Genomic DNA, 965 nt, shown 5'->3' with positions numbered 1-965 from the left:
TCTGAGATATTACCACGGCGCATATCAGAAGAAGAAACCTTTATTTGCTCTGAGATAATACGAGTTGCAAGCTGTTCGGATGACATCTCAAGTGAGAAGAAACCTACAACGCCCCCTTCATTTTCTTGGCTGTTACCACGCTTACAAGCATTGGCAATATTAAAAGCAATATTGGTCGCCAGAGAGGTTTTCCCCATTCCAGGGCGTCCAGCTATGATAATCAAATCGGATGGCTGTAGCCCCCCATTTTCTCATCAAGGGTTTTGATATGGGTAGCTATCCCAGAGAGCTTTGAAGAACGCTTTTTCGCTGCACTTGCCATGTTAAGTGCTTTTGCAATGGCTGTATCAAAGTTTTCAAACCCACCCCCATATTTCCCTTTTTCGGCGAGCTCAAATAACTGATTTTCAATCGTTTCAATTTGTTGGGAAGGTGTAAGTTCGACAGGCGCATCAAAGGCTGTATTGGCAACTTCATTGCCAAGATTAATCAAAGACCGGCGGATAAAAAGATCGTAAATGACGCGTCCATAATCTTCAGCGTTAATAATAGTGACTGCCTCTGTGGCTAAGCGAATAACATACTGGTATACAGTAATATCTCCAACTTTTTCTTCCATTTGGATATAGGGCTTGATTGTAATGGGGTTGGCAAGATGACCATTTTGAATAATTTGTAAGACAATCTCAAAGATCTTTTGATGTAGCCTTTCAAAAAAATGTTCTGCTTTAAGAAAGTCTGAAACGCGATCGAGTGCATTATTATTAATCAGGATTGCTCCAAGCAATGCCTGTTCTGCTTCAATATTATGGGGAAGTTGACGAAAAGAAGAAGCAAAATTATCTCTTGGATTTTCTGTTTTTAGCATGTTTAATGTTCTCATTGCTTTCTTTTCCCTTGTTTGGTGCCTCAAAGGTGATTTCTGTGGTGTATCCGCTTTGTTTTTCATAGCAGTGGGTGACAGT

At 40.4% G+C, this 965-nt stretch carries 2 pseudogenes; both read right to left on the bottom strand.

The features are described 5' to 3' along the window. A pseudogene (locus tag ACFIJP_RS09325) lies at positions 1-883 on the bottom strand (DnaB-like helicase N-terminal domain-containing protein); the annotation flags it as partial. Then, a pseudogene (locus ACFIJP_RS09320) lies at positions 840-965 on the bottom strand (late control protein); the annotation flags it as partial. The pseudogenes ACFIJP_RS09320 and ACFIJP_RS09325, both read right to left, overlap by 44 nt.

Origin of the sequence: Bartonella sp. MU37NMGALS (assembly GCF_042194015.1) — a bacterium.
Taxonomy (GTDB): Bacteria; Pseudomonadota; Alphaproteobacteria; order Rhizobiales; family Rhizobiaceae; genus Bartonella; species Bartonella grahamii.
This window is presented reverse-complemented; position numbering and strand designations above follow the sequence as displayed.